This is a genomic window from Streptomyces sp. RFCAC02, from assembly GCF_004193175.1.
Classification (GTDB): Bacteria; Actinomycetota; Actinomycetes; order Streptomycetales; family Streptomycetaceae; genus Streptomyces.
Map to the genome: position 1 here is coordinate 2,398,823 of NZ_SAUH01000001.1, position 18,887 is coordinate 2,417,709.

An 18,887-nucleotide genomic window follows, 5' to 3' on the forward strand; every position below is an offset into this window, starting at 1 on the left:
CGGTCCGGCACCCGATGGGTTCACGCCGTCCCCCCGTGATGGCGTGGCCCAGGCACCGGAGGGCGGGTCGCAGGTGGCCCGCCCTCCCCTTCTTTCCCCCCGCTCAGCGCACGGCGCCACCCTCCAGGTACGCGCGCAGATGGCGCGCCGTCAGGGTGTCGGAGGATGCGGCCATCTCGGCCGGCGAACCTGTGAACAGCACCTGCCCGCCGTCGTGTCCGCCGCCGGGACCGAGGTCGATCAGGTGGTCGGCGTGCGCCATGACGGCCAGGTGGTGCTCGATGACGACGACCGTCCCGCCGTCGTCCACGAGCCGGTCGAGCAGGGCGAGGAGCTTGTCCACGTCCGCCAGGTGCAGCCCGGTGGTGGGCTCGTCCAGGACGTGCACGGCGACCTTCTCCGCCATGTGGATCGCCAGCTTCAGCCGCTGCCGCTCGCCGCCGGACAGCGTGGTGAGCGGCTGGCCGAGCCGCAGGTAGCCGAGGCCCACGTCCGACAGCCGGCCCAGGATCGCGCGGGCCTGCCGGCCGGTCAGGAACTCCGCGGCCTCCGCGACCGACGCGTCCAGCACCTCGCTGATCGTGCGGCCGTCCAGCGTGTACTTCAGGACCTCGGGCGTGAACCGCTTCCCCTCGCACCGCTCGCACACCGAGACGACCCCGGACGCCATCGCCAGGTCCGTGTAGACGACGCCGGCGCCGTTGCAGCCGGGGCAGGCGCCCTCCGAATTGGCGCTGAACAGCGCGGGCCGCACGCCGTTGGCCTTGGCGAAGGCGGTGCGGATCGGGCCGAGCAGCCCGGTGTACGTCGCCGGGTTGGAGCGGCGCGAGCCCCGGATCGGGGTCTGGTCGGCGACGGCGACGCCCTCGTGCCGCGCGAGGTAGCCGTGCACCAGGGAGCTCTTGCCCGAACCCGCCACCCCCGTGACGACGGTCAGGACGCCGAGCGGGAAGTCCACCGAGACGTCCCGCAGGTTGTGCAGGTCGGCGCCCTTCACCGGAATCACGCCGGTGGGCGTGCGGACCGTGTCGCGGAGCCGCGCCCGGTGGTCGAGGTGGCGGCCGGTGAGGGTGCCGGACGCGCGCAGCCCCGGGACGTCGCCCTCGTAGCAGACCCGCCCGCCCGCCTCGCCCGCGCCGGGGCCGAGGTCCACGACGTGGTCGGCTATCGCGATGACGTCCGGCTTGTGCTCCACGACGAGGACGGTGTTGCCCTTGTCGCGCAGGCGCAGGAGCAGCCCGTTCATGCGCTGGATGTCGTGCGGGTGGAGGCCGGTGGTGGGCTCGTCGAAGACGTACGTCACGTCGGTGAGCGCCGACCCGAGGTGCCGCACCATAGTGACGCGCTGCGCCTCGCCGCCGGACAGGGTGCCGGCCGGGCGGTCGAGGCTGAGGTAGCCGAGGCCGATGCCGTTGAGGGAGTCCAGCAGGGCGCGCAACGACTGGAGGACCGGCGCGACGGACGGCTCGTCCAGCGTGCCGAGGAAGGCCGCGAGGTCGCTGATCTGCATCGCGGAGCACTCCGCGATGGTGCGGCCGGCGACCGTGACGGACCGCGCGGCCGGGGCGAGCCGCGAGCCCTCGCAGTCGGGGCAGGCGGTGAAGACGACGGCGCGGTCCACGAACGCCCGGATGTGCGGCTGGAGCGCGTCGCGGTCCTTGGACAGGAAGATGCGGCGGACCTTGACGAGCAGCCCCTCGTAGGTGGTGTTCATCGCGCCGGTGGTGATCTTGGTGGCCGGCTTGTTGAGGAAGTCGTCCCACTCGCGCGGCGTGAAGTCGCGGAGCTTGCGGTCCGGGTCGTAGAGGCCGGAGCCGGCCATGACCTGCCAGTACCAGGTGTCCACGCCGAAGTTGGGGGCGGTGATGGCGCCCTCGTTCAGCGAGCGGTCGCGGTCCACGAGCTGGTCGATGTCGATGTCGGAGACGCGGCCGAGCCCCTCGCAGCGCGGGCACATGCCCTCGGGGCTGTTGAAGCTGAAGTGGGTGGCCGGGCCGATGGGCGGCGTGCCGACGCGGCTGAAGAGGATCCGCAGCATCGTGTACGCGTCGGTGGCGGTGCCGACGGTGGAGCGGGAGTTGGCGCCCATCCGCTCCTGGTCCACGACGATGGCGGCGCTCAGGTTGTGCAGGGCGTCCACGTCGGGGCGGGTGGCGGTCGGCATGAACGACTGGATGAACGCCGTGTACGTCTCGTTGATCAGCCGCCGCGACTCGGCCGCGATCGTGCCGAAGACGAGGGACGACTTGCCCGAGCCCGAGACGCCGGTGAAGACGGTCAGGCGGCGCTTGGGCAGATCGAGGGAGATGTCACGGAGGTTGTTCTCGCGGGCGCCGCGCACCTGGATGAGGTGGTGGTCGTCGGCAAGCATGGAAGGGCTCCTCGGCCGTCGATACGGATGTGCATGGGGGATCCGCGCGAGCGTACACAACGCCACTGACACCCCTTCGCTGTCGGCCGAGCGCCCTGGCACGCGGCACGCGCCGTGCGGCAGGCTCGGCCGCATGACGACACCTGACGGCCCCCTGGCGGGCAAGGCGGCGGTGGTGACGGGCGGTTCGCGCGGCATCGGACGCGGCATCGTGGAACGGCTCGCGCGGGACGGGGCGCGCGTCGTGTTCTCCTGGGCGGGCAACGAGGGCGCCGCGCGCGCTGTGTGCGACGCCGTGACCGCCGCCGGCGGCGAGGCCCACGCGGTGCGCGCCGACTTCACGGACCCGGCCGCCGCCGGCGCGCTGATGGAACGGGCGGACGAACTGCTCGGCGGCCTCGACGTCCTGGTGAACAACGCCGCCCTCACCTTCACGATCCGCCCGCTCGCCGAGACGCCGGACGACCTGTACGACGCCGTACTCGACGTGAACACCCGGGCCGTCTTCACGACGCTGCGGCACGCCGCCAGGACCATGCGGGACGGCGGCCGCGTCGTCACCATCTCGACGCTGAACACCGTGCGTCCCGCGCCCGGCGCCGCCCTCTATGTCGCGAGCAAGGGCGCCGTCGAGCAGCTCTCCGCCGTCGCCGCGCTGGAGCTGGGGCCGCGCGGGATCACCGTGAACACGGTCTCGCCCGGCGCGACCGACACGGAGCTGCTGCGCCACAACGCGCCGGACGGCGCGCTGGAGAAGGTCGCGGCGGGCACCCCGCTCGGGCGGCTCGGGGAGCCGGCGGACATCGCGGACGTGGTCGCGTTCCTCGCGGGACCCGACGGCCGGTGGGTCACCGGCCAGAACATCCGGGTCACCGGCGGTCTGTGACGCGGCGGCCGTCCGGTCAGTCGAGGAAGACGGTGACGGACAGCGGCAGGTGGTCGGAGGCGTCGGTGCGGTCGAGACGCACCCCGCCGAAGGCCACGTCCCGCCCGCCGAACACCCAGTCCACCCTGCGGTCCGGGTCCACGGCGGTGTCGCGTCCGGCGAGGTCCTGGTCGCCGTCCTGGGCGCTGTGCAGCCCGGCGGCGAGCAGCGCCTCGACGGCCGCCGAGCCGGGTTCGGCGTTGAGGTCGCCGGCGAGGACGGCGTGCGGGTCGTCGCCGAGCGCCCGGACGAGCGCGGCCATCTGTTCCGTGTCGCCGTCGGTGTGTGCCGTGACGACGCGGGCGGTCTCCCCCTCGGCGAGCCGCACGTCGACGACCGCGTGGGACCGCTCGCCGCCGGGCAGCGTGCCGGTGTCGGCGGCGACGACGGGCAGGGCCGTCAGCAGGAGCGTCCCGGTCGTACGGTCGCCGGCCGGCGCCCACACGCCGGTCGCGCCGAGGCGGCGCTCCAGCCAGGTCCGCAGGTCGAGCCCGCCGGCGGCGGCCGTCCCGCGCGGCACCTCCTGCAGGACGACGACGTCGGCGCGCGCGTCCTCCAGGACCGTGAGGACGGCGCGCGGATCGACCTGCCCGTCGCGGTCGACGGCCTGGTGAACGTTCCACGTGAGGAGCCGGTACATGCCGCCGGCCGTGTCGGTGGGGGGTGCGTCGACCGTGCCGCGCAGCGCGCCGGCCAGCGGGGGCACGGCCAGCAGGACGGCGGCCAGGACGACCGTGCGGAAGGTGCCCCCCAGCGGCCCTCCGGCGGCCCCGCGCAGCGCCGCCCAGCCGAGGCCCGCGACGGCGAGCAGCGGGAGGAGCGCGGGCAGCAGGCCGAGCGCGTGCGGCAGGACCAGCACGGTGTACCCGAGGGCGGCGAGGGCGCCCGCCGCGGCCTGCGCGCCCCAGGGGCCGAGCCGGTCGGCGGCGGGGAGGGCGATGCCGAGCGCGCCGCGCAGCACGAGGGGCAGGGCGGTGAGCGCGACCAGCGCGGCCGGGGCGGCGGGCCAGGTCGGCACGAGCAGGAACACGGCCGTCGCGACCAGGAGCGCGGCGGGGGACGCCAGGCGTTCCCACGCGGGCAGCGGGCGGGCCAGCGCGGCCATGGCGAGGACGGTCCCGGTGGCGAGCCACAGCCCGGCCGTGTCCCAGGCCAGGCCGCCGCGCGCGGCGAGCAGCGCGGGCGACGCGAGGAAGGCGCCGTAGAGGGCCAGCGCGGGGCCGACGAGTGCCGTGCCGAGGACGCCCACGGGCCGCTCGGGGGCCGCCGGCGGACGGCGGCGCAGCAGTTCGGCGCCTCCGGCGAGCGCCGCGGCGCTCAGCAGGGCGACCGTCCATCCGGTGACGCCGCCGCTCCAGACGGGGCCGAGGCCGGCGGACGGCAGCCGCAGCGCGAGGTCGGCGCCCGCGCCGAGGGCCACCGCGCGGGCGGCGCGGGCGGGGTCGAGCCGCCGTACGGTCAGCAGCAGCGCCGCGACCGCGACACCGGCGGCGACGGCCGTCACCGCCGGGACACGCGCCGCGGGCACCTGCACGGCCAGGCGCGCGACGGCGGCGGCCGTGAGCGCCACGGGGAGCGCGGCCCGCGACCCGAGCCACCACACGAGCGGCCCGCCGAGCGCGGCGACGGCGCACACCAGCAGCGGGACGAGTGCCCCGGCGCCGGTCCAGGCGCCCGTCCCGGCGACCCGCAGCGTCTCGGCGGCGACCAGCGTGGCCAGGGCGGTGAGCGGGGACAGCGCGCGCGGCGGCGCCAAGGCGATCATGGCGGCTCAGGCTAGTTCCCCCGACCGGGTGCCCGCCGCTCAGGGTGCGCGCCGGGCGGGACGCACGTAGCGTCGAAGGGATGACGAGAGGTCGAGGAGGCTCGCCATGGTGCGAAACACACTCGGGACCGTACTCGCCGTTCTCGCCGCGGCTGCGGCCATCATCAGTGTCTTCTTCCACTGGTACGGCTCGCGCGACGGTCGGCTCTACAAGATCACGCCGCTGTTCACCGGCGACGGCATCACCCGGTCGAACGCGAACCTGCTCACCGGGCTGTTCCTGGTGATGCTGGTGGCGGCCGCGGTGACGCTGCTGGGGTTGCTGCTGATGTCCCGGCTGCTGGTGGCGCTGGCGGCGGTCATCGTCCTGGGGTTCACCATCCTGTGGATGGTGCGGCAGTACCAGGTCGACGACAACCTGACGGTCGGCAGCGGCGGGCTGAAGTTCCCCGCGGTCCTCGCCCTGATCAGCGGTGTGGGACTGCTGCTCGCGTCCGCGCTGATGCCGGGCCGCCGTGCGACGCGCGCCCTGGCGGCCGGTGAGCCCGCCGGGCGGCACCGCCGGGACCGGGAGCGGGAGCAGGACCGGGAGCGGGAGCAGGAGCGGGCGGAGGAGCCGCGCCGGACGACGCGCCCCGACGACACCGTGCGTCCTGGCCCGTGGCAGCACCCGCCGGACGAGGACGAGAGCCGTCCCGCGGCCGGCCGCCGGGACCGCTACGACGAGGGGTACGAGGAGGGCTACGGCCGGGGCGCGGCCGACGGCTCCGACGAGCCCGGCGAGGGCGAGGACTACCGGGGCCGCGACGCCGCCTGACGCCCTCACCCGCGATCACCCCGCTGCCGAGCGGGGTGATCGGCCCGTGTCCGGTGTCCTCTCCAGGACGGGTCGGAGCATCTGTGCCCAGTCCGGGCCGGCCTCTGAGGCAGCAGCGCGCCGTACAACAGGGCGATCCCGGGGTTGAGCGAGTTGGTCAGCAGCCCCATCGAGAACAGGCGGGCGTCGGAGACCGCGCCCGACGCGCCTGCCGTGGATGACGCCCCCTGCCGCTGCCGGCTCCGTGGACTCCTCGGGACGGACGTGCTTCCGGGGGCCGACGGCGCGGGGCGGCGGCGCGCGTGTCAGGACTGGCGGGTGCCGCGGGCCGCGTCCAGCGCGTAGACGCAGTGGTCGCGGCTGCACGCGAAGACCATGCCGTCCGCCGTGGCCGGGGTGCCGGTGATCTCGCCACCCGTCTCCAGCTTCCAGCTCAGCCGGCCGCTGACCGCGTCCAGCGTGTACAGGCAGCGGTCCATCGAGCCGAAGTGCAGCCGGCCGTCCCGCACCACCGGCGACCCGATGATCATCTCGCCGGCCGCGAACCGCCAGCGCGGCGTGCCGCTGACCGCGTCCAGCGTGTACATGGCGCTGCCGCTGCCCAGGTGCACCAGGCCGTCCGCCACGACGACCGGCTCGATCGACTGGCGCGCCTCCGTCGAGATGCGCCAGCGGTCGTCGCCCGTGGCGGCGTCGAGCGCGTACACCGTGCCGAGGTAGTCGGCGAAGTAGACGCCCGCCGCGCGGCTGCGCGGCGACGCGTACGCCGGGGGGCAGAGGATCGCGGCCGGCGCGTCGAACCGCCACCGCTCCGCGCCCGTGGCCGAGTCCAGGGCCAGCACGCGCGCTCCGGCGCTCACGTGCACGACGCCGTCGTCGGTGGGCGCGACACGGACCGGCACGCCGCCCGTCGAAGTCGCGTCCCCCACGGGGTGGCGCCACAGCTCGGCGCCCGTGCGGGCCTCCAGCGCGTACAGCAGGCCCTCGCCCCACACGTACACCGTGCCGCCGTGGACGACGGGGGCGGTGTCCTGGACCTCGAAGTCCGTCTGCGCGCCGGACAGCTCCCACAGGCGCTCGCCGTTCGCCGACTCCCATGCCTGGACGCCGCCGCCGTGCGTGGCGGTGACGAGGGTGCCGCGGTCGGCGCGCAGCGCGTAGATCAGCCCGTCGGACGCGATCCGCCAGCGGTCGGAGCCGTCGGCGGCGTCCAGCGCGTACAGGGTGACGCGGTCGGTCGCGAGGACCCGGCCGCCCGTGACGGCCAGCGCCTGCGCGGGCTCCCGCGTCCTGAACTGGCGGCGCCCGCTCGCCACGTCCAGCGCGTGCACCTCCTGCGAGGTGACGTACAGCAGGCCGCCGCGCACGGTCGGCGAGCCCCACAGGTCGCCGTTCATCCGGAAGCGCCACGGCCGCCAGCGGGTCGGCACGGCCTGCTGCGCGGCGGGCGGCGGGCCGGTGTGCGCCGTGTTCGGGCTGGCCATGGCGGCGGACGACGCGGCGGTCGGCGGCCTCGCCCAGGCGGCGGCCCGGGGCGGGGCCGGGTCGGACGGCGGGGGCTCGCGGCGCTGCGGCCCCGGCCCGATCGGCATGTGCGCGCCGGACAGCCGGACCGGGTCGTCCGGCGGCGCGAGGGGCGCGGGCGGGACGGACGGACCCGTGTACGGCGCGACCCCGACCGGCGGCGGGGGCTGCTGGGCGGCGGGCGGCGGGGGCGCGGGCGGCATCGGCGGCGGCCCCGCCGGCGGCTTCCGCGCCTCGGCGGGCGCGGGGCGCGGCCGGCTGTGGCCGTGGTTCTGGCGCTCCGCGATCATCTCGACGACAGCGGGCGGCAGCCACGCCGACGCCGTGCCGCTGTCGTCGCTCGACGCGAAGAGGTGCGGCGCGAGCTGGGCCTGGAGGTCGGCCGGGGTGGGCCGGTCCTCCGGCTTGTGCTCCATCAGCGACTCGATGAGCGGCAGCAGCTCGTCCGGCAGCCCCGAGAGGTCCGGCCGCTCCCGCAGCAGCATGAAGACGGTCTCCACCGGGTTCGCGCCGCGGTAGGGCGGGTGGCCGGTGGCGGCGAAGACCATCGTGGACGCGAGGGAGAACACGTCGCTCGCGCCGCTGACGCTGCGCGAGTCGCGGGCCTGCTCGGGCGACATGTACGCGGGCGTGCCGACGGCGACGTTCGTCATGGTGAGGCGCGTGTTGGAGACGCCGGACGCGATGCCGAAGTCGATCACGCGGGGGCCGTCCTCGACGACCAGGACGTTCGACGGCTTCAGGTCGCGGTGCACGAGGCCGGCGCCGTGGATGGACTGCAGGGCCTCGGCGATGCCGGCGGCCAGCCAGCGCACGGCCTGCGCGGGCAGCGGCCCGTGCTCCGAGACGATCTCCTCCAGCGAGGGCGCGGGGACGTACGCGGTCGCGAGCCACGGGACGGCCGCGCCCGGGTCGGCGTCCACGACGGCGGCGGTGTAGAAGCCGCTGACCGCGCGGGCCGCCTCGACCTCGCGCGTGAAGCGGACCCGGAACAGCTGGTCCTCCGCCAGCTCGCTGCGGACCGTCTTGATGGCGACCCGGCGGCCCGACGCCGACCTGGCCATGTAGACGAGGCCCATGCCTCCGGCACCCAGCCGGCCGAGCACCTCGAACGGTCCGATACGCCGCGGGTCGTGCGGCGTCAGCTGCTCCACTGTCCCTCCACCTCCCCGTCGGGGCGCTGCTTCCCCGCCCCCTGTGCAGCATCTCATCCACCGCCGCAGAGCCGCGGGCTCCGGCACGATTCTTCCCCCCGGGACCAACAGTCGCTAACCCGGGGTCCGGCTTGGGCTGAGTGTCCCGCAATGTCCGCACCGGTGGGGAGGGGGTTCCCCATTCGGATGCGATCAAATCGCGCCGAGATCGCGCGTAGATAAGCTGACTGGCATGACAGGACAGGTAACGACCGTGGACGGCCGCATCGCCGGCCGGCGGGGTCAGGCAACGCGGCAGAAGCTGCTCGACTGCCTGGGGAAAATGCTGGGCTCATCGCCCTACCGCGACGTCAGAGTCATCGACGTAGCACGCAAAGCGGGCACGTCACCGGCCACTTTCTACCAGTATTTCCCGGATGTCGAGGCCGCCGTCCTGGAGATCGCCGAAGCCACCGTGCGGGAGAGCGAGGCACTGACCGCCCTCGTCGAGGGCCGCTCCTGGGCGGGCCGGGCCGGCCGGCAGACCGCCGAGGACCTGGTCGACGGCTTCCTCGCCTTCTGGCGCAAACACGACGCCATCCTGCGCGTGATCGACCTGGGCGCCGCGGAGGGCGACCGCCGCTTCGTCCGCATCAGGACGCGGGTGCAGGGCGCGGTCGTGAAGCCGCTCGCCGACACCATCGAGGAACTGCGCAGCCGCAGCCGCGGCTCCGACGCCGACACCTCGCCCGCCGCGACGGCCGGTTCGCTCGTCACGATGCTGGCGGCCGTGTCGTCGCAGCCCAAGAGCCTGCAGGCGCTCGGCGCCAAGCAGAGCGACCTGAAGCCGACGCTCGCGGTGCTCGTGCACCTCGGCGTCACCGGGCGCCGGCCCGCCAAGTAGCGCGCCGGGCACCGCCGCCCGGTCCCTGTCTCCGGGACGGCGCCCCGCCGTCGCCGCGCCACCCCACACCTCGTGTCCCGCACCCCCGGCGGCCCGGTGGGTGCGGGACACCGGCGCGCCCGGCGCTGCGTATGCTCATGACATGCCGATGCCGTCAGCGCCCGTCCATGTCATCGGAGCCGGCCCCGGCGGCCTCGCCACCGCCGCCGCGCTGGCGCACCGGGGGATACGGGCCGTCGTCGTGGAGCGGTCGAGCGATGTCGGCGCCTCCTGGCGCGGGCACTACGACCGCCTCCGCCTGCACACCACGCGCCGCGGATCCGCCCTCCCGGGCCTGCCGATACCGCGCGCCGCCGGCCGCTGGCCCGCGCGCGACGACTTCGTGCGCTACCTGGAGGACTACGCGCGCCACCACCGCCTCGACCTCGCGACCGGCGTCGAGGTCTTCCGCGTCGACCGGGCCGGGCAGGACGGCGGCTGGATCCTGGAGGCCACCGGGGGCCGGCGCCTGCGGGCCGGCGCCGTCGTCGTCGCCACCGGCCGCAACCACACGCCGTACCTGCCGGACTGGCCGGGCCGCGACGCCTACACCGGCGACCTGCTGCACGCCGCCGCCTACCGCGAGCCTGGGCCGTACGCCGGGCGGGACGTCCTCGTCGTCGGCGCCGGCAACACGGGCGCCGAGATAGCCGCCGACCTGGCGGCGGGCGGCGCGGAACGGGTCCGCCTCGCCGTGCGCACCGTGCCGCACATCCTGCGCCGCGCCACGCTCGGCTGGCCCGCGCAGGTGAGCGGCATCCTGTGCCGCCGGCTGCCCGTCCGCCTGGTGGACCGGCTCGCCCGGCCGATCGAACGCACCCTCCCCGATCTCACGGCCCACGGCCTGCCGCGCCCCGACACCGGCCTGTACTCCCGGGTGCGCGAGGGCGCCATCCCGGTGCTGGACGCGGGACTCGTCCGCGCGGTGCGGCGCGGACGGGTCGAACCGGTGGGCGCCGTCGTGTCGTTCGACGGTCCCGAGGTGACGCTCGCCGACGGCGCCGTCATCACCCCGGACACCGTGATAGCGGCGACCGGCTACCGGCGCGGTCTCGAACCGCTCGTCGGCCACCTCGGGCTCCTCGACGGGCGCGGCCTGCCGCTCGTCCACGGCCGCCGGACGCATCCGGCCGCGCCGGGGCTCCACTTCACCGGCTACAGCACCCCGATCAGCGGCATGCTCCGCGAACTGGCCAGGGACGCGCCGAGGATCGCGGCCGCCATCGCCGCCAGGACCTGAACCGGCCCGGACGGCGAGGAGAGTACGGGCCCCTTCCGCGGCAGGGAAGGGACCCGCGGGGCGATCCGCACTCGCCGAGGTGGGTCCGGCGGCCCGCCGGACGGCCGGCCGTACCTCGGCGTCCCCTCGCGACGCATCACCCCGTCCCGCCCGATCCGGCCTCCACGGACCGGGACGGAACGTTTCCCAGAGTCATCAAGCCGCCACGTCTCGTCAATACCTGGCCGGTTCCCGCCGCGTGGGGACAGTCCAGTTCGCACCACACGCGTTTGCCCGCGCCCTCGGGCTGCCAGCCCCACCGGTCGGCGAGCACCTCGACCAGTTCGAGGCCGCGACCGTTCGTGTCCTCGCCCTCCGCACGGCGCGGACGGGGCGCACGCGCGCTGTCGTCCACCACTTCGAGCCGTACGGACTCCGGTTCGCGCACCGCGAGCCGCAGCACGGCGGGCCGTCCCGTGTGGACCACCGCGTTGGTCACCAACTCGGACACCAGCAGCACCACGGTGTCCGTGCGGGCATCGTCGGGACAGGCCGGGCAGGGCGCGCCCCGGCCAAGCTGCGCCCGCACCCAGCGGCGGGCACGGCCCACCTCCGAGGGCTCGGGGGCGACCTCCAACTGCTCTTCCAGCTCCTGCACCGTTCACACCATCCGAACCGGCGGACCTATCGCCTCGCACCGAGACACAACCTCGGCTCGTGCCAGCATGATTGACAGCAGACACGGACAACAAGCGCGTCCGGCATATTCCGGCGCAAAGGAGTAAGGTCCCGGCATCATGTGCGAACGTCGGCCGCTCCGCTCGAACAGCGGCGGCGGACGGGCCGCCGCTCAGGCGGTCAGCGGCTCGCCGGCGGCGGCCGAGGCGAGGTCCGGGTAGCAGTCGAAGAGGCGCCGCACCCCGAGGGCGGCGAGGACGCGGTTCACGTGGCTGCCGTCCTCGGCGCCGCGCGCGGGCAGGATGAGCCGCAGCTCACCCGCGCACGACCGCATCAGCCGCCGTGCGGCGACCAGCACGCCGACGCCGCTCGAGTCGCAGAACAGGACGTCGGACAGGTCGAGGACCAGCCGTCTGCGCCCGTCGGCGACCGCGTCGTGCACATGCTGGCGCACGGTCGGCGAGGTGGCGAGGTCGAGTTCGCCGGCGACCCGCAGCACGGTCCACTCCCCCCGCGACTCCCCCTGCACCGTCAATGTCACGAGCCTGCAGCCTTCCTGTGCTATGCCACGGTCACGGACCGCGGGCGCGTGCCCTGAGCATTCCATGTGCGGCCTGCCCACTTCCGGCGCGGTCACGCCTCCGTCCCCGTACCGGCCCGGCAACGATCCCGCCATCCGGCCATCACGCGGCGCCAGGAAGTGACCGAAACCTTTCACCCGCGTACATCCCGCGCGCCGGATCCCCACACATGGCCGCTCGCGGGGGCGCGCGCCGGGGGCACCCCGCACTACATTTGACGTACGCACGGGACCACGGCATGTTCGCCGGGCCGACGGGAGTGGGGAGCCGGATGGCGCACCAGACGCCACCAGAGGGGGACCGCGGCGTGCGCCGCCGCCTGGAGCGCGGTGACGCCGCCGCCCTGTCCGAACTCTACGACCGCTACGCCCCGCTCAGTTACGGAATCGCGCACCGCATCCTCGGCGACGGCGCCGGGGACGGCGACCCCGACGGCGACGCCGAGGACGACCCGGCCGCCGCCGTGACGCGCGAGGTCTTCGCACGCCTGTGGGAGCGCCCCGCCGAGCGGTACCCGGCGCACGGGCCGCTGCGGTCCTGGATCGCCGCCGAGAGCCACCGGCTCGCGGTCGAGCGGCTGCGCCGCAGCCCGGGTCCCGGCACCCCCGAGGAGACCGCCGCCAGGGAGCGCGCCGCCTCCACCGCCGCGCGCGCCGACTACATCGTCAGCGCCATGCCGGTCCCCCTGCGGGACGCCCTGCGGCTCGCCAGGTTCCAGCGGCACGACTACCGGGAGACGGCCCGGCTCCTCGGCATCACGGACGCGGAGGCACGCCGGCGCCTGCGCCTCGGGCTCCAGCTCCTGTCCACCGCGGCGGGCTACAGCCCCGAGCCGGACGGGACGGCGGCGGGCGCCGGCACGGGCACGGCGCCGGTGAAAGGTTCCGGCAGCACGACGGGCGACGGGCCGGGCCGCGCCGCCGGAAGCGGCGGCCCCCGGTGACCGCGCCGCGCCCGGCGGGGCGGGACACCGCCCCCGGCACGGACCACCCGGCGTGGACAACCCCCCGGCAGCGGAAGGCGGGCGAGCCGATGGCCCCACCCCCGGACGGCGGCCTCCCGCACGCCGCCGGCGACGGCACCCAGGAGACCCACCAGGACCTGAAGGCGCTGCTCGGCGCCTGGGCGCTCGGCGCCTGCTCCCCGGCGGAGGCGGCGCGCGTCGAGGCGCATCTCGACGACTGCGCGCCGTGCGCCACCGAGGCCGCCGGGTTCGAGGACGCGGTGGCCCTGCTGGAGCCGCCGCGCGGCCTCGACCTCGACCCCGGCCTGCGCGGCCGCGTCATCGCCGACTGCCTCGCCCGCAGGCCCGCCGACCTGCCCGTCCCCTCGTGGGCCGCGCCGCTGGACGCGGAGGCCGCCCGCCTGGACGCGCTGCTGCACGACATGGCCGAGGACGAGTGGGACAGCCACGTCGAACTGTCCTGGTACGAGGCCGACCACCTGCGGCGCATGCCCACGACCGTCGGCGGCGTCCTGGACCACCTGCTCGCCGCGGACAGCCTGCTGGCGCGCCTCGTCGGCCTGCCCGACCCGCTGGCCGACGGCCCCGGCGCGCCGCCCGACCCCGTGAGCAGGACGCTCCTGCTCTGGTCGGGGAAGGGCGGGGACGCCTGGCGGCCCTGGCGCCGGCAGACCCGCGCGCTGGTCCGCGCCGCGGCCGGGACGGGCGGCCGCGCCGGGGAGCGCACGGTCCCCGCCGCCCGGTACAGCGACCCGCACCTGTTCCCCGGCCGCGCCGACATCGCCCTGTCGGACATGTACCTGGACCGCGCGTTCGCCTGCTGGACGCACGCCGACGACATCGCGGGCGCCGTCGACTACCCGTACGACGGGCCGGAGGGGCCGCACCTGCGGCTGCTCGTGGACCTGGCGGCGCGGCGGCTGCCGGGCAGCGTGGCGCGCCGCCGCCGCGCGGGGCTCGCCGCGTCCCCGGCCCGGCTGCTGCCCGCCGGGCGGCCCGGACGCACGCTGCACCTGGAGGTCGAGGGTCCTGGCGGCGGCGACTGGTACATCCCCGTCGACTCGCCGGACCTCGCGGTCGGCCGGGCCGCGGCCCGCGAGGCGGTGGCCCATGTCGCCCTGGAGGACGTGGTGTTCTGCCGGCTCGCGGCCGGGCGCATCCACCCGGAGGAGGCGCCGTCCGGGGAGACCGGGGACGAGGCCGTCATACGGGACGTGCTGTTCGCGGCGGCGGGGCTGTCACGGCTGTGACGGCCCCGCGCGCGCGACCGGACGCGGCGGGGCTCAGGAGAAGACGACGGTGCGGCTGCCGTTGAGCAGCACGCGGTGCTCGCTGTGCCACTTGACGGCGCGCGCCAGCGCCTGGCACTCGACGTCACGGCCGGCCGCGACGAGCTGCTGCGGCGTGAGGTTGTGGCCGACGCGCTGCACCTCCTGCTCGATGATCGGCCCCTCGTCGAGTTCCGCGGTGACGTAGTGGGCGGTGGCGCCGATCAGCTTCACGCCCCTGGCGTGCGCCTGGTGGTAAGGGCGCGCGCCCTTGAAGGACGGGAGGAAGGAGTGGTGGATGTTGATGATGCGGCCGGGCAGGCGCGAGCACAGGTCGTCCGAGATGACCTGCATGTAGCGGGCAAGGACGACCAGCTCGACGCGCTCCTTGTCCACGATGCGCAGCAGTTCGGCCTCCGCGTCCGCCTTCGTCTCCGCCGTGACCGGCAGGTGGTGGAACGGGATGCCGTAGGACGCGGACAGCTCGGCGAAGTCGGTGTGGTTGGAGACGACGCCGACGATGTCGACGGGGAGGGCGCCGAGCCGCGCGCGGAACAGCAGGTCGTTCAGGCAGTGCCCGAACCTGCTGACCATGATCAGGACGCGCATCCGCTCGGCCGCCTCGTGGAGCTGCCAGTCCATCGCGAACGTGTCGCCGACGGCCGCGAAGCTGGCCCGCAGCTTCTCCAGGTCGACCGGCGCGGTGGCCGAGAACTGCACGCGCATGAAGAACAGACCGGTGTCCCGGTCGCCGAACTGCTGGCTGTCCTCGATGTTGCATCCGGTCATGAACAGGTAGCTGGACACGGCGTGCACGATGCCCGGTTTGTCCGGGCAGGAGAGGGTCAGCACATAGCGGTCCGACCGTTCGGCGGGCGAGGCGGCGTTCATGCCCCCTAGCCTGGCACAGTCCGCGCGCGCCCCGCACCGCTCCCCGGCGCCGCCTCAGCCGAGCTGCAGCGCGGCGGCCAGCTCGTCCAGCGAACGCGGCGGCACGTCCGGGTCGTCCCCGTCCGCCGCGGCCAGCCGTACGTGCGCCTCGCGGGCCGCCCGTACGGCCTCGGGCCAGCTCTGGTGCCCGAGGTACGCGGCGACCGGGGCGTCGGCGCCGACCTGGTGCATGATCCGCAGCACGCGCAGCACGGCGTGGTCGACGAGCGCCGCCTCCTCCGCGTCGCGGAAGACGGTGCCGACGTACTTCTCGGCCGACCAGTTGTCCAGCCACGTGTCCTCGACGAGCCGGTACACGGCGTCCGTCACGTCACCGTAGCCCGGTGTGCCGGGCAGCCAGCGCTCCTGGTGGAACGCCGGGTCCGAGAGCATGTGCAGCGCGGAGCGCACATTGGCGCGCCAGCGCCACCACGGCATGTCGTTGAGGGCCATGCCAGTCATGGTGGGGGAACGGCGGGCGTGACGGGAAGACTTCTCCTGACTTTGCGTGTGCACGGGAACCGATCGTACGGGGCCGTCGCTCACAGGGCGCCCGGCTCCCGCTCCGGCAGGCCGTGCGCCGTGGCCAGCGGGTTCCACAGGTCGGCGGCGCGCTGCTTGGCCTCGGTGGCGCGGCCGCTCGCGGCGTCGCCCTGGTTGGCCCGGTCGGTGTGCTGCGCCGAACCGCCCCGGCACACGTCCGGGTTGTTCTTGGCCTCCTCGGCCCACGCGGCGTAGTGCTCGTCGGCCTCGGCGGACGCCTGCCACGCCTCGGTGAGCGCCTGGACGAGGTCGGCGCTGCCGTCGAGCGCGCTCAGGTCGAGGCCCTGGAGCTGGCCGACGAGGTTGTTGCGCTGGTCGCGGGCGGCGCGCAGGTCGGTGACCGCGGCGTCGAGCTCGCGGCAGCCGCGGATGTTCCCGACGGAGCGGACGACGGCGTCGCGGCTGTCGTTGCTCTGCTCCAGGAGGTCGGACAGGGCGGTGGCCTGGGCGCGGGCGGCGTCCTCGGCGCCGTCGGACGCGTCGTCGTCCGTGCCCTCGTCGGGGGCGCCGGTGGCGTCGTCCGCCCCGGCGTCGTCGCCCTCGCCGTCGGCGGAGGCGTCGGCGGTCACCTCACTGCTCGCCCCGGCCTCGGGGCCGCCGCTGTCGTCCCCGCCGCCGAGGAGCGCGCCCGCGCCGAGGCCGATCCCCGCGAGGACGACGATGGCGACGATCGCCAGCACCGCCTTGCGGGACCTGCCGTCGCCGGGGTCGTCGTCGTACCGGTCGTCGTACGGCCGGTGCGGGCCGCCGGGACCGGCTCCGGCGGCGGACCGGAACAGGCCGTCGAAGTCGCCGCCGCCCGGCGCGGGACCGGGGCCGGCGGGCCGGGCGGACCACGGCGCGGCCCCCCGGCCGCCGTACGGATCGCCCGGCGCGCCGTCGCCCGGACGCACGGCGCGGAGCTGCGTGGTGGCCGGGTCGCCCGCGGCGACGGGCGGCATGACGGTCGTCGCGGCGTCGTCGTCCCGCACGGGCGGGATGGCCTGCGTGGGCTGCGCGTCGTCCCGCACGGGCGGGAGCATCTGGGTGGCGCCCTCGTCGCCCGGCGGCTGCTCGCCCGGGCGCGGACCGTGCGGCGACACGGCGCGCAACTGCGTGGTCCGCTCGGCCTCGGCCTCGTCGCGGATCGGGGGGATCATCTGCGTGGGCGCGGCATCGGCGGAGTCCGGGGGCACGGTGGGGCGCGCGGGCGTGGCGACCCGGGGCAGCTCGGCGGGGGGCCGGGGACCGGGCGCCGGGGGCGCCGCCGGCGGCTGCCCGGGCGGTCCCGGCGGGACGGGCGGCTGCCCCTGCGACGGGCCGTGCGCGCCCGCCGGGGGCAGCCCCGGCGCCGCACCCTCCGGACCCCACGGCCGGCCCCACGGGCTGCCGGCGGACGGGGAGGCGGGGGCACCCGGCTGCCCGGGCGCGCCCGGTCCCCTGGACCAGGGCTCACCGCCGCCGGAGGGGAGTATGACTCCCTCGCGGGGCTCGTCGTCCGCTCCGTTGTGGGTGCTCACCCGGGCTCCTCGTCGATTCCGCGCCGCTCGCCGTGTCACGCTACCGGCTCGAAGGGAGAGTGGTCGTGCCACCTCCCGGGCGTCAAGTCGGCCCGCTGTCAAGGCTTCCCGGGGCGCCGGGGACCGCCCGCGCCCCAAACGCACCCTGACGTACGCGAAGTGCCCCCGCCCGCGCCGCGCACCCGGGCCACGCGCAGGTGGCCACACGTGCCGCAGATCACGGCGTGCCCGCGCGCGCCCGCTGACGACGCGCGGCGGTGGGGCGTCACCGCTGCGGCCAGCGCGCCGCGAACTCGCGCACGCGCGGCTCGGCGCGCAGCGGTTCGAGGCGCGTGCGGAAGTCGGCGAAGTACTCAGCGCCGCGCCGCGACCGCAGGCCATCCAGCAGTGTGCCGGCCTCGTCGGCGGTGTGGCAGGCGTGTTCGAGGTCCCCCTCCTGCAACTGGCCGGTCGCCATGAGCAGCAGCCCTATCGCCCGGCGCCGCGCCCGGCCCTCGGGTGGGCGGCGAGCGCCTCGGCCGCGCGGTCCTGTGCCGCCCGGCCCTGGCCGAGGTCGCGGTGGCAGTGCGCGAGTTCGTCGGCGAGGTAGGCGGAGTCGAAGTGCCGCACCCACGGGGCGTCGTCGGCTGCCGCGTCGTCGGCCCGCTCCAGCGCGGCGAGGGCGGCGCCGGCGGCCCTGCGGCAGCTCTCCGCGTCGCCGAGCTGGGCGTACCCGCGCGCCTCGGCGGCCAGGAACAGCGCCTCGGCGCGGGGCGTGACGCGGCCCCTGGCGCCCTCCTGCGCGGCGCGGGCGAGCTGGATCACCTCGCGCGGATTGCCGAGTTCGGCGGCGAGGTGGCTCATCCCCGCGGCCAGGACGTAGCCGCCGAAGCCGCGGTCGCCGGCGGCCTGGCTGAGCCGCAGCGCCTGGATGTAGTACCGCTGGGCGAGGCCGGGCAGGCCGGTGTCGACCGCCATGTAGCCGGCCAGCTCGGTCAGCCGGGCGGCGGCGCGGAACAGCTCGCGGCCGACGGCCTCGCGGTACGAGCCGCCGAGCAGCCCGGCGACGACACCGCTCAGGTAGTGGACGACGAGGGGCCGCACGTGGCCGGCGCCCCAGCGGCGGTCGAGTTCGACGAGGGACGCCGTGGTGGCTGCCACCGCCGCCACGTCCGAGGCGCCGACGCGTGGCCCCGAGGCGCGGGCCACCTCCGTGTCGGCGGGCGTGATCAGCCAGTCCCTGCTGGGCTCGACGAGCGCGGCGGGCGCCACCTGCGTACCGCCGGCGCCGTACGGGTCGGCCGGGCCGCCCCTGGCGTCGCCGCGCACCCCGTCGGAGCGCCACAGCTCGACGGCCTGCTCGATGCCCTCGGCGAGGCCGGAGGCGAAGTGCAGGCCCACCGAGGCGCCCGGGCGGCGGGAGCTGCCCATGCCGATGTCGTCCACGCCGACGGGACGGCCCAGCTTGCGGCCCAGGGCCTCGGCGATCACCTCGGGCGCCCGGCCGCGCGGCTGCTGGCCGCGCATCCAGCGGGCGACGGACGTCTTGTCGTAGCGGAAGTCGAGGCCGCGTTCGGCCGCGCACATGTTGACGCGGCGGGCGAGTCCGGCGTTGGAGCAGCCCGCCTCCCGGATGAGGGCGAGCAGCCGCTCGTTCGGCTGGCGGGCGATCAGTGGTCTCGCGGTCATGGTTTTCGACGGCTCCTCAAGGGGGCTGGGCCCGGGACATTCGCGAGCTGATCACTGCC

At 75.9% G+C, this 18,887-nt stretch carries 14 protein-coding genes and 1 pseudogene; 6 read left to right on the plus strand and 9 right to left on the minus strand.

Going from position 1 to position 18,887, the window contains the following annotated elements:
- Window positions 1-103: 103 nt before the first annotated feature.
- Window positions 104-2,371, minus strand: coding sequence for an excinuclease ABC subunit UvrA (locus EMA09_RS10840; protein WP_129840859.1), 2,268 nt, complete (start codon window positions 2,369-2,371; stop codon window positions 104-106).
- 133 nt (window positions 2,372-2,504) lie between these two features.
- Between EMA09_RS10840 and EMA09_RS10845 the strand changes: the two genes are divergently transcribed.
- Window positions 2,505-3,257, plus strand: coding sequence for a glucose 1-dehydrogenase (locus tag EMA09_RS10845; protein ID WP_129840860.1), 753 nt, complete (start codon window positions 2,505-2,507; stop codon window positions 3,255-3,257).
- A gap of 16 nt (window positions 3,258-3,273) precedes the next feature.
- On the opposite strand, the gene EMA09_RS10850 is transcribed toward EMA09_RS10845, so the two are convergent.
- On the minus strand, window positions 3,274-5,061 hold the full coding sequence (locus EMA09_RS10850) for an endonuclease/exonuclease/phosphatase family protein (RefSeq protein WP_129840861.1): 1,788 nt from the start codon (window positions 5,059-5,061) through the stop codon (window positions 3,274-3,276).
- A gap of 106 nt (window positions 5,062-5,167) precedes the next feature.
- Between EMA09_RS10850 and EMA09_RS10855 the strand changes: the two genes are divergently transcribed.
- A complete protein-coding gene (locus tag EMA09_RS10855) occupies window positions 5,168-5,878 on the plus strand; it encodes a hypothetical protein (protein ID WP_129840862.1) in 711 nt (236 codons plus the stop codon).
- A 305-nt stretch (window positions 5,879-6,183) separates the two neighbouring features.
- Here the strand turns inward: EMA09_RS10855 and EMA09_RS10865 are convergent, their stop codons facing one another.
- Window positions 6,184-8,613: a PQQ-binding-like beta-propeller repeat protein gene (locus tag EMA09_RS10865; protein ID WP_129843965.1), complete on the minus strand. Its 2,430-nt coding sequence runs from the start codon at window positions 8,611-8,613 to the stop codon at window positions 6,184-6,186.
- Window positions 8,614-8,788: 175 nt separating this feature from the next.
- On the opposite strand from EMA09_RS10865, the gene EMA09_RS10870 reads away from it, so the two are divergent.
- On the plus strand, window positions 8,789-9,439 hold the full coding sequence (locus EMA09_RS10870; RefSeq protein ID WP_129840863.1) for a TetR family transcriptional regulator: 651 nt from the start codon (window positions 8,789-8,791) through the stop codon (window positions 9,437-9,439).
- Window positions 9,440-9,581: 142 nt separating this feature from the next.
- Window positions 9,582-10,718 carry an NAD(P)/FAD-dependent oxidoreductase gene (locus tag EMA09_RS10875; protein WP_129840864.1) on the plus strand — a complete coding sequence of 379 codons (1,137 nt, stop codon included), beginning with the start codon at window positions 9,582-9,584 and terminating at the stop codon, window positions 10,716-10,718.
- A 136-nt stretch (window positions 10,719-10,854) separates the two neighbouring features.
- On the opposite strand, the gene EMA09_RS10880 is transcribed toward EMA09_RS10875, so the two are convergent.
- On the minus strand, window positions 10,855-11,355 hold the full coding sequence (locus EMA09_RS10880; RefSeq protein ID WP_129840865.1) for an ATP-binding protein: 501 nt from the start codon (window positions 11,353-11,355) through the stop codon (window positions 10,855-10,857).
- A gap of 192 nt (window positions 11,356-11,547) precedes the next feature.
- Window positions 11,548-11,916 carry an STAS domain-containing protein gene (locus EMA09_RS10885; protein WP_240796345.1) on the minus strand — a complete coding sequence of 123 codons (369 nt, stop codon included), beginning with the start codon at window positions 11,914-11,916 and terminating at the stop codon, window positions 11,548-11,550.
- A gap of 311 nt (window positions 11,917-12,227) precedes the next feature.
- Between EMA09_RS10885 and EMA09_RS10890 the strand changes: the two genes are divergently transcribed.
- Window positions 12,228-12,899 carry a sigma factor-like helix-turn-helix DNA-binding protein gene (locus tag EMA09_RS10890; protein ID WP_129840866.1) on the plus strand — a complete coding sequence of 224 codons (672 nt, stop codon included), beginning with the start codon at window positions 12,228-12,230 and terminating at the stop codon, window positions 12,897-12,899.
- Between the two features lie 89 nt (window positions 12,900-12,988).
- Window positions 12,989-14,170 (plus strand): zf-HC2 domain-containing protein, encoded by a 1,182-nt coding sequence (locus EMA09_RS10895; RefSeq protein WP_129840867.1) that lies wholly within the window; start codon window positions 12,989-12,991, stop codon window positions 14,168-14,170.
- A gap of 33 nt (window positions 14,171-14,203) precedes the next feature.
- On the opposite strand, the gene purU is transcribed toward EMA09_RS10895, so the two are convergent.
- From purU to EMA09_RS10915, 4 genes and pseudogenes are all read right to left on the minus strand, one after another.
- Window positions 14,204-15,079 carry a formyltetrahydrofolate deformylase gene (gene purU, locus EMA09_RS10900; RefSeq protein WP_129840868.1) on the minus strand — a complete coding sequence of 292 codons (876 nt, stop codon included), beginning with the start codon at window positions 15,077-15,079 and terminating at the stop codon, window positions 14,204-14,206.
- A gap of 54 nt (window positions 15,080-15,133) precedes the next feature.
- The gene (locus tag EMA09_RS10905) at window positions 15,134-15,580 is read right to left on the minus strand and encodes a hypothetical protein (RefSeq protein WP_206305934.1); all 447 of its coding nucleotides are present in this window, start codon (window positions 15,578-15,580) and stop codon (window positions 15,134-15,136) included.
- A gap of 80 nt (window positions 15,581-15,660) precedes the next feature.
- Window positions 15,661-17,160, minus strand: a complete 1,500-nt coding sequence (locus EMA09_RS10910; protein WP_129840870.1) for a hypothetical protein — start codon at window positions 17,158-17,160, stop codon at window positions 15,661-15,663.
- Between the two features lie 265 nt (window positions 17,161-17,425).
- Window positions 17,426-18,828 (minus strand): annotated as a pseudogene (locus tag EMA09_RS10915) (transcriptional regulator).
- Window positions 18,829-18,887 lie beyond the last annotated feature (59 nt).

Coding starts and splice junctions, on each gene's coding strand:
- EMA09_RS10840 (WP_129840859.1), bottom strand. CDS start 2,371: ATGCTTGCCGACGACCACCACCTCATCCAGGTGCGCGGCGCCCGCGAG.
- EMA09_RS10845 (WP_129840860.1), top strand. CDS start 2,505: ATGACGACACCTGACGGCCCCCTGGCGGGCAAGGCGGCGGTGGTGACG.
- EMA09_RS10850 (WP_129840861.1), bottom strand. CDS start 5,061: ATGATCGCCTTGGCGCCGCCGCGCGCGCTGTCCCCGCTCACCGCCCTG.
- EMA09_RS10855 (WP_129840862.1), top strand. CDS start 5,168: ATGGTGCGAAACACACTCGGGACCGTACTCGCCGTTCTCGCCGCGGCT.
- EMA09_RS10865 (WP_129843965.1), bottom strand. CDS start 8,613: ATGAGATGCTGCACAGGGGGCGGGGAAGCAGCGCCCCGACGGGGAGGT.
- EMA09_RS10870 (WP_129840863.1), top strand. CDS start 8,789: ATGACAGGACAGGTAACGACCGTGGACGGCCGCATCGCCGGCCGGCGG.
- EMA09_RS10875 (WP_129840864.1), top strand. CDS start 9,582: ATGCCGATGCCGTCAGCGCCCGTCCATGTCATCGGAGCCGGCCCCGGC.
- EMA09_RS10890 (WP_129840866.1), top strand. CDS start 12,228: ATGGCGCACCAGACGCCACCAGAGGGGGACCGCGGCGTGCGCCGCCGC.
- EMA09_RS10895 (WP_129840867.1), top strand. CDS start 12,989: ATGGCCCCACCCCCGGACGGCGGCCTCCCGCACGCCGCCGGCGACGGC.
- purU (WP_129840868.1), bottom strand. CDS start 15,079: ATGAACGCCGCCTCGCCCGCCGAACGGTCGGACCGCTATGTGCTGACC.
- EMA09_RS10905 (WP_206305934.1), bottom strand. CDS start 15,580: ATGACTGGCATGGCCCTCAACGACATGCCGTGGTGGCGCTGGCGCGCC.